Consider the following 7,494-nt stretch of genomic DNA (forward strand, 5'->3'; position numbering starts at 1 on the left):
GAGGAAGTTTTCATGATTCGCATTCCCGACATCATGCGCCTGTCGCTGCGCCAGAGGTTGTTTCGTTTTGCCGCCAAGGCGAGAGCGGTTTTATATCTGGATCGTTGGTTTCCGCACATCCCTTTAGCCCTGGCGGTCGGTTTGCTCGGGGCTTTGGCCATCCTCAATGTGCTTCCCGCTCTGATTCATTTATTTCCACAACTTTCTGATCTGGCTCCGGCCAGTGGTCTGACTCAGGCACCTTTGCTTTCGGCTTTGGGGACCATCCCTGAAGCCATTGTGGGTATTGTCCTGTTGTTGATGGCCTTCGGCCTGCTGTTCCGCTCCCGTTTTTCCTGGGCGATTACCCTGATTCTGGCAGGAGCCATGCTGGCCATGCTGCTTCATCATTACGGTTTTGATTGGAGCGGATTCACTATATTCAATGCTGTTATTCTTATCGCCTTGCTGGTATTCCGTCGGCATTTTGCCCATTCCAGTGTCGCGGCCGGAACTTTATTCGCGGTTATTTCTATTCTGCTGTTGATGAGTTATGCGGTATTGGGGAGTTACGTTCTCGGTGCCGGTTTTTCTCCACCCATCACCAATTTGATCAGTGCCTTGTATTTTGCCGTAGTGACCATGTCCACCGTCGGTTATGGAGATATCGTCCCGAAAAGCGCTGATGCCCGTTTTTTTGTGATTTCGATTATCATTCTCGGCATCACCGTTTTTGCTACATCCATTTCGGCGGTGATTGTGCCTCTCTTGAATGGCCGGATGCAGCGTCTGCTCATGGGTGGAGAAAAACGACATCATCGGAATCATTACCTGATCATTGGTGACAATGTTCTTGCTCAGAATACCTATCGCGCCTTGCGCGCTCGTCATTTGCGGGTTTTGGTGCTGGTTCCTGTCGCCCCGGAAAATGAATGGATGGCGCCTGAGGAACTGATGGTGGGAGATGCCACCGACCTGGCGGTATTGAAACGGGCAGGGGCGGAATGTGCCCTGGGTATTCTTGCGCTGCGGGTCATTGATAGTGAAAACGCCTTTATCATTCTGGCGGCCAAGGAACTGGATACTCCCGGCAAAACGGTTGCCGCCGTGCAGGATGCCCGGAATCTGGAACGTTTGCGCCAGATTGGCGCGGACCTGATTATTTCCCCCGACGTGCTTGGCGGCGAACTGCTGGCCATGACCTTGAGTGGTGAGGAAATGCAGGGAGATATTATTATCAGCAAGTTGTTCGCTGCCAAAGGAGCAGAAGCATGAGCGCCATTTTAGGTGTTGCGATTGTTTTGTTGGCGCTTGTTGGCTTGGGTATTGCTACATTATTTTTTCATATCGTAGTCTGGCTGTTGATGGCGGTGCTGGGTCTGCTGGTTTACTTTGTGCCCAGCATGATTGCCGCAGCCCGTCATCATGAGCACTTTTTTTGGGTGCTGATGCTCAATATTGTGCTGGGGTGGTCGGGCATTGTCTGGGTGGTTCTGGTGGTCTGGGCTATTCTCGGTGAAAGACGTGGCCCGCCCTTGAATCGGGTACGGGCAGATGCCTTTAATCCTCCTGTTCGCTGACTACGAAATTACCCAAACGTAGGCGTTCCAGGCTGGAGACATAATTTTCGGGAGCGGCAGTCGGTGCCATGGGACCTATTTTGACTTTGTATAGACTGGCTGCTGCGGGAACCAGCTTGGCGGTGCTGATACCAAAATCCTGCAGTTTGCTGCGCTCGCGTAACGCACTATGAAACCCCATGGCCTGCGCGGTTTCCAGATAGACCTCCTCCACCTGGGGAGCCCTGTGCCAGTTGCGCAGAACATGGGGGGCGGGCGCGTGGATGGGGGTTATGGTCGGACGAGATACAGGAGGCTGGGGCGCAATTCTCAACGGTAAGGGAGCCGCCGCTTTTTTCGGGCTACTGTGAGCACTGGTGGCAAAGGTCTGATTGACTACTGCCGTCAGGTTTTTTCCGCCGTTATGGGCAGACGGAGGATAAGCGGGCAGGGGGATGGCCCGGGGCGCGACGGGTAATGGCGGTGCTGACGGTATCGGCTGCGCTACTGGTCGTCGTTGCGCTACTGCCAAGACCTGTGGAGCCGGAACAGAAGGACTCGGTGCGCTGGGGATGACCTGGATATGTACCCGTGAGGTTCCCTGATTGAGCATTCCCAAGGCGTTGGCGGCACCTGCCGATAAATCCATAATCCGGCCATGGACGAAAGGCCCACGATCATCTACCAAAACGTCGATGCTGCGCCCATTTTCGAGATTGGTCACTCGCACGCAGGTAGGCAGAGGCAAGGTCCGGCTAGCAGCAGACAACTGACGGGCGTGAAAAGCCGTGCCCATGGCGGTCACATCACTGGAAGACTGCTGATCATACCAGGAAGCAATGCCGGTTTCGGAAAATCCTGAGGCATGATGCATGGGATGGTACCATTGCCCATTGATTTCATAGGGTTGATTATAGGCTGCGTTGAGATTGGGGGTCGGGGCATAACAGGTCTGTCCGGTGGAGTAGGCAGAATTGACCAGAGCTGAACCATATCCTCCCGTAGTGGCCCTTTGGGTAGGTCCTGGCATGCTGGCACAGCCTGCCAGGGCAGCAACCATCAGAGCGAAGGCCCCTGAGCGCAAAAACGGGTAGGCGGGTTTCAGACGCATGAATATAAATGATCTCACTAAAGCTGGCTTTGCCATTCTAGGTCAGACTGTTCAGAAAGTTCAAGTTTGGCGAACAGTTGTCAGATTTTTCTCATGTATATATAGAGCAATATTCAAAATCTTGTCTTGATAAACCGCAAAAGCACTGGCGGGTCATTTTACCCGGATACTCCATCTCAGCCCCGTCAATTTCGCCGAGAGCGTCGGCCACTGGCAGTGCGGATAATGAAGGGGGGCTAAGAAAGAATATCCTGCTGCTGGCGGGCGAGAGTATGTAGCCCCTGAACCCAGCTCTGCAGTTTACGCAGATCATTCCGGATGAGGATTCCCATGATCAGGCAGGAAAATACCAGAACACCCAAGGCCGTCCACCATAAAAAAACCGGCATGCCAAAAATCATGTTGACCAGCACTACGCCCAACACCGGACCAAAAAGAAATACGGAAAGTAACCACTCCCGCTGCAGGACTTCACGAATGGCTGCCCGACGCAGAATTTCAGGTTGTAAGGTGATTTGGGCGCTGGTCAGCATGATGGCCACAATATGACCTTGTCTTACCAGTAGTTCGGTTTTGATATGCTCCGGCAGCGGATCCTGGCTTTGGCAAACCAGGGGGGTGACCGGCACATCCTGTTCATCTGGATGAAATTGATAATGGCGAATGCTTCCCTCGCCAGCGCTTAAAATGATGCCGGGAAGAGAAAAAGAACTTTTGGCAGGAGCTTTTTCGCCCTCAAGGAACCCTGTGATACGTTCGATAAGGGGTTCTTGGGGCGAATGGTCGGCCTTTGCTACAGACATGGACCTAACGAGGTGTGCAGGTATAACCTGCGGGACAAGCCGGAGGCTGCTGGTATTGTGGGGCTGTGGGGTTACATACATATCCGGCTGGACAAGGGACGCTACCCGGAGGAGGCGCATAATAACCCGGTTGAGGAGCCGGTGCTTGCTGTTCCTGGCTTCTGGACAAACCATAACCGGCCAAGCCGCCCAAACCTGCGCCAATAGCCGCGCCCGCCAGAGGTGAACCGGTCTGGTTGCCAATGACAGCTCCAGCCACCGCACCCAGCAATGAGCCGCCCGCCGTGTTGGCGGTGGTGCCATTGCTGGCATAAGGATTATTTGCGCATCCCGCGAGCATCAGGGGGAGGGCCGCAGCCATCAACCACTTTGCATTGTTCATCTTTTTCAGCTCCTCTTTGAGAGTAAACTCATCATAACGTGCTTTCTTATTATGGTGCAAAGCGTTCAAGCTGCGCCACTGTAGCTAACTGGCTACAGAAAGGCGGGGTGAAAATTATAGTGTTTCCATCTGCTGCATTATATTCTGGTTTTTCGGGTATAATCCTTACATAAAGATTCAGCAAGCGTATTGACAACTGATTTGGAGGAAGTTTATGTCTTTTTCGTTACGAGTGACTGCCATATCCCTGGTTTTAGCTTTGGGGCTCAGTGGTTGCACGGCCAGTTGGGCACCGCAAGTCAACCCTGTACCCTATTATACCTACTACCCGGCTTCTCTGGCGGTGGTTACCGCTGCTGCAGAAAAGGCCTTACTCCAGGCGGGCATGCATTTTACTGGTGCCAAGCAGATCAGTCCGACGGCGGTGGAAGTGCATGGCTACGATGCAGAGGGAAATGCTGTTCTGATCAACCTGACCTCCAAGGGCGCTGCCGTGACCAAATTTTCAGCGCGTATTGGTCTATATGGCCATCTTCAGGAAGTGCAGCAAATTGAGCACTGGATGGGTCGTTATGTCGGTCAGGCAATTAGTCAACGTTGATATGGCTTTCGCGGACTGGGTGCATGGTCCTGAGTTGGGGGCATGCCCATTTGCTGATACATTGGATAACTTGGAGTAATGCATCGTCAGGATGATTATGTTAGTCTTTATGGGGTATTGAGGTTTCTGTAAATAAAATTGCTAAAGGAACCATTGGGTTATGAGTGCGGCTCCCGCTGAGAAAAAGGTCATCATTGCCGGACATGTCGGTTCAGGTAAAACCACCGCGCTCCAGGCCATATTCGGTGATGACATGCTGAGTACCGATGCCAAGTATTCGGATGCGCTGCCGTCAGAAAAGAAAAAAACGACTACTGTGGCCATGGATTATGGCGTAGTTACCTGCCCAAAGACCGATTATCGCTTACATTTATATGCGATTCCCGGTCAGGAGCGGTTTCAGTTCATGTGGGAAATTCTCGGCAAAAACACCGATGGATTGGTGGTCCTGGTGGATGCCAAACGTCCGAATCCCATTGCAGCTATTCATTTGTATCTAGATAAGATTCTGCCTTTTTTAAACCGCGCAGTGGTCGTTGTGGCGCTGAACAAATTGTCTTTGGAAGAGCGAGATGTGCTCAAATTGCCGCCCTATTTGCGACATGGTGATCTGCGTTTGCGTCTGACGACGACCGATGCGCAGAATCCTGATGAAGTTTTTGCGTTGTTGCGGCTGTTACTGGATGAGATGACGTTGTCTGTAGAAACCAAAAACTAAGAAGCAATCTTTTGCCGCATGAATTCTGTAAGCTCTTCAGCGGGCATGGGTCTTGCGAGATGATATCCTTGGGCACGATCTGCACCTGCGTCTTTTACCAGGCCTTGGGTATTCTCGTCTTCAATTCCTTCCGCAGTAACAGAAACACCCAGGGCATTAGCCATCTGCACCATGGCCAATACCATATTTTGATGGCGTGGACTCTGGGATAGCGGAATGATAAAGCTATGATCAATTTTAATTTGATTACAACCCAGTTCCAGCAGGTACTGCAGGGCCGCAGGACCGGTACCAAAATCATCGAGAGCAAAGCGGACCCCCAGACTCTGACAATCGCTGATCAGGCGTGCGGTTTTGCGCAGATCCCGCAAGGCGATTCTTTCCACAAGTTCGAGGCATATCTGATCAGCAGATAGGGCTGGACAGCGATTCAGGTTGTCCCGTAACTCCTCGCAGAGCCGATGATTTTCAATTTGTCGGGCAGACAGATTGATCTGAATATCCAGGGGAAAGCCTGCTGCTGCCCAAGTATTAGCCTGCTGGCAGGCGGCCTGAATGACCCAGGTACCGATGCGCTGCATGGCCGGGGATTTTTCAGCAATGTCCATGAAGCTGGCAGGCAGTAACAGGCCCCTTTCGGGATGTTGCCAGCGAATCAGGGCTTCCACGGCAACGCACTGCGCAGTCTGCAAGTCTATAATGGGTTGCCAGTAGAGGATGAATTCCTTCTGTTTTAGGGCGCGCTCCAGTTCCCCGCGCAGACGTTGCGCGGCAAGGCGGCGTTCATCGTCGGCGTGATCGTAGTAAACCCAGCGGTTACCCCCCAGGTTCTTGGCACGATAAACGGCCTGATCGGCATGATGAATCAACTCCAATACATCAACATCGTCGTGGGGATAGGTGGTGACCCCCGCACTGGCTGTAACCTGTATGTGTTGATGCTCCATACCCATACGGATATTGAGGGCAATCAACACCCTTTGGAGAATGTCTTCCAGATCCCGACGGCTGTGCAAGTTTTCCAGAAGCAGAATGAATTCGTCGCCGGCCAGACGAACAATGGTATCACTGGCGCGCAGAACATCGTGGAGCCGCGTCAAGATTTCACGCAACAGTCGATCTCCGGCTTGATGTCCCAGGCTGTCATTCACCTCCTTGAAGCCATCAATATCCAGGAGCACCAGCGCCAGGGTGCGTTGATCGCGTTGTGCCCGCGCGCAGGCGGTCTGCAGCCTTTCTTCGAGTTGGTAACGATTGGGAACTCCGGTCAGGGCGTCCTGGGTGGCAATGTGCTCCAGATGTATTTCCATGCCCATGCGATACCAGGCGGCTCCCAGCATATCCGCCAGCAGCTGGGCAAACTGCAGTTGCTCTTCGCTGACTTCGGGAGGCTGCGTGGCAAACCAGGAAATGGCAAGTATGCCATTGATGCCATCAGGACCATGGACGGGAATCACCAGGCTGGCTTTGAGTCCGGTGGCGATATATTCAGGCATTGCCGAAGCGTCAGAAGGATAATCAGGGACATAGACGGCCCGGTCCCGCCGGAGTGCCTGCCCACTGATACCCTGATCATCGGGAAAGACGTGCTTGGCCAATTCTGCATAGGCGGCGGGAAGGCCATGGAAGAACAGATAACGCAGGGTACTTCCATCACGCACTATGAAGGCGGCTCCTTCGGCCTGCAATTGTTCAGCCGCCAACGCCGCGCACTCCTCAAAAAAGATATGGAAATCATAGGTTCGCGTCAGGTTTTGCAGACGTTCGAGAATGGCTGGCAGATTCATCGTGGCCTTGTGTCCTTCTTGAGGTGAATGTTCCTTAACGCGTTCGAGAAATACCCATCTAATAATTAGTCATTTTGGTTCCTCGTCATTTCAAGTGGGTAGCCTGAGATCCAGCTTGCCCAGGATCAGGTAGGCCATGTTGATAAAGTTCTTGTGCGTGCGGTAACCCCGAGCCTTGGCCTTGGCGGATTGAATGAGGCTGTTGAAACCTTCCAGAATTCCATTGGTGATCTGGCTCTCGAACCATCGGAGCACGCCATCCCAGTGATTCATGATGGTGTAGGCGACCTTGACGATAGGCGGCAGATCGCTGGTTCTGGCGTTTTCCAACCAGGCTTTCAAGAGGGTAGCCCCCTGATGGCGATTCTTGATCGTGAAGATGTCCTGAAAGGTCAGGCGGAACTGGTAGGCCTGCGCCGTCTTGAGGTTCTGGTCTTTGAGTAATGCCTGCAGCTTTTCTTTCTGCTTCACCTTGAGGTTGCAATCGTTCTTGAGCCAGAGCCAGCGGGTCTTTTTGAGATTTGGCTGAGTGAGGACTTCCCCCTTGCGCACGT

9 protein-coding genes are annotated in these 7,494 nt (G+C 52.8%); 4 read left to right on the forward strand and 5 right to left on the reverse strand.

The annotated features are described in order from the left end of the window. Positions 1–12: 12 nt before the first annotated feature. Both kch and B1757_RS07275 read left to right on the forward strand, forming a co-directional pair. Positions 13–1,254 (forward strand): voltage-gated potassium channel protein, encoded by a 1,242-nt coding sequence (gene kch, locus B1757_RS07270; protein WP_172437641.1) that lies wholly within the window; start codon positions 13–15, stop codon positions 1,252–1,254. Then, a complete protein-coding gene (locus tag B1757_RS07275) occupies positions 1,251–1,559 on the forward strand; it encodes a superinfection immunity protein (protein ID WP_101537689.1) in 309 nt (102 codons plus the stop codon). Before kch ends, B1757_RS07275 begins: the two co-directional genes overlap by 4 nt. On the opposite strand, the gene B1757_RS07280 is transcribed toward B1757_RS07275, so the two are convergent. The 3 genes from B1757_RS07280 to B1757_RS07290 all read right to left on the reverse strand — a co-directional run bounded on the left by B1757_RS07280 (position 1,540) and on the right by B1757_RS07290 (position 3,834). Next, positions 1,540–2,649 (reverse strand): septal ring lytic transglycosylase RlpA family protein, encoded by a 1,110-nt coding sequence (locus tag B1757_RS07280; protein ID WP_101537690.1) that lies wholly within the window; start codon positions 2,647–2,649, stop codon positions 1,540–1,542. The two genes, B1757_RS07275 and B1757_RS07280, sit on opposite strands and share 20 nt — an antisense overlap. Positions 2,650–2,885: 236 nt before the next feature. Then, positions 2,886–3,452, reverse strand: coding sequence for a DUF3311 domain-containing protein (locus B1757_RS15555; protein WP_216360835.1), 567 nt, complete (start codon positions 3,450–3,452; stop codon positions 2,886–2,888). Positions 3,453–3,456: 4 nt separating this feature from the next. Further along, positions 3,457–3,834 (reverse strand): YMGG-like glycine zipper-containing protein, encoded by a 378-nt coding sequence (locus B1757_RS07290; protein ID WP_101537691.1) that lies wholly within the window; start codon positions 3,832–3,834, stop codon positions 3,457–3,459. 214 nt (positions 3,835–4,048) lie between these two features. On the opposite strand from B1757_RS07290, the gene B1757_RS07295 reads away from it, so the two are divergent. Together B1757_RS07295 and B1757_RS07300 are read left to right on the forward strand one after the other, a co-directional pair. Then, the gene (locus B1757_RS07295; RefSeq protein ID WP_101537692.1) at positions 4,049–4,435 is read left to right on the forward strand and encodes a hypothetical protein; all 387 of its coding nucleotides are present in this window, start codon (positions 4,049–4,051) and stop codon (positions 4,433–4,435) included. 160 nt (positions 4,436–4,595) lie between these two features. After that, complete coding sequence (locus B1757_RS07300) at positions 4,596–5,153, forward strand: GTP-binding protein (protein WP_101537693.1); 558 nt, start codon at positions 4,596–4,598, stop codon at positions 5,151–5,153. On the opposite strand, the gene B1757_RS07305 is transcribed toward B1757_RS07300, so the two are convergent. Beyond that, the gene (locus tag B1757_RS07305) at positions 5,150–6,940 is read right to left on the reverse strand and encodes a bifunctional diguanylate cyclase/phosphodiesterase (RefSeq protein WP_101537694.1); all 1,791 of its coding nucleotides are present in this window, start codon (positions 6,938–6,940) and stop codon (positions 5,150–5,152) included. The genes B1757_RS07300 and B1757_RS07305 overlap by 4 nt on opposite strands. A gap of 90 nt (positions 6,941–7,030) precedes the next feature. Further along, positions 7,031–7,494 (reverse strand): transposase (locus B1757_RS07310; protein WP_143484237.1); only part of this gene is annotated, 464 nt, incomplete at its 5' end.

This window comes from Acidithiobacillus marinus (assembly GCF_002847505.1).
In the GTDB taxonomy this organism is placed as follows: Bacteria; Pseudomonadota; Gammaproteobacteria; order Acidithiobacillales; family Acidithiobacillaceae; genus Acidithiobacillus; species Acidithiobacillus marinus.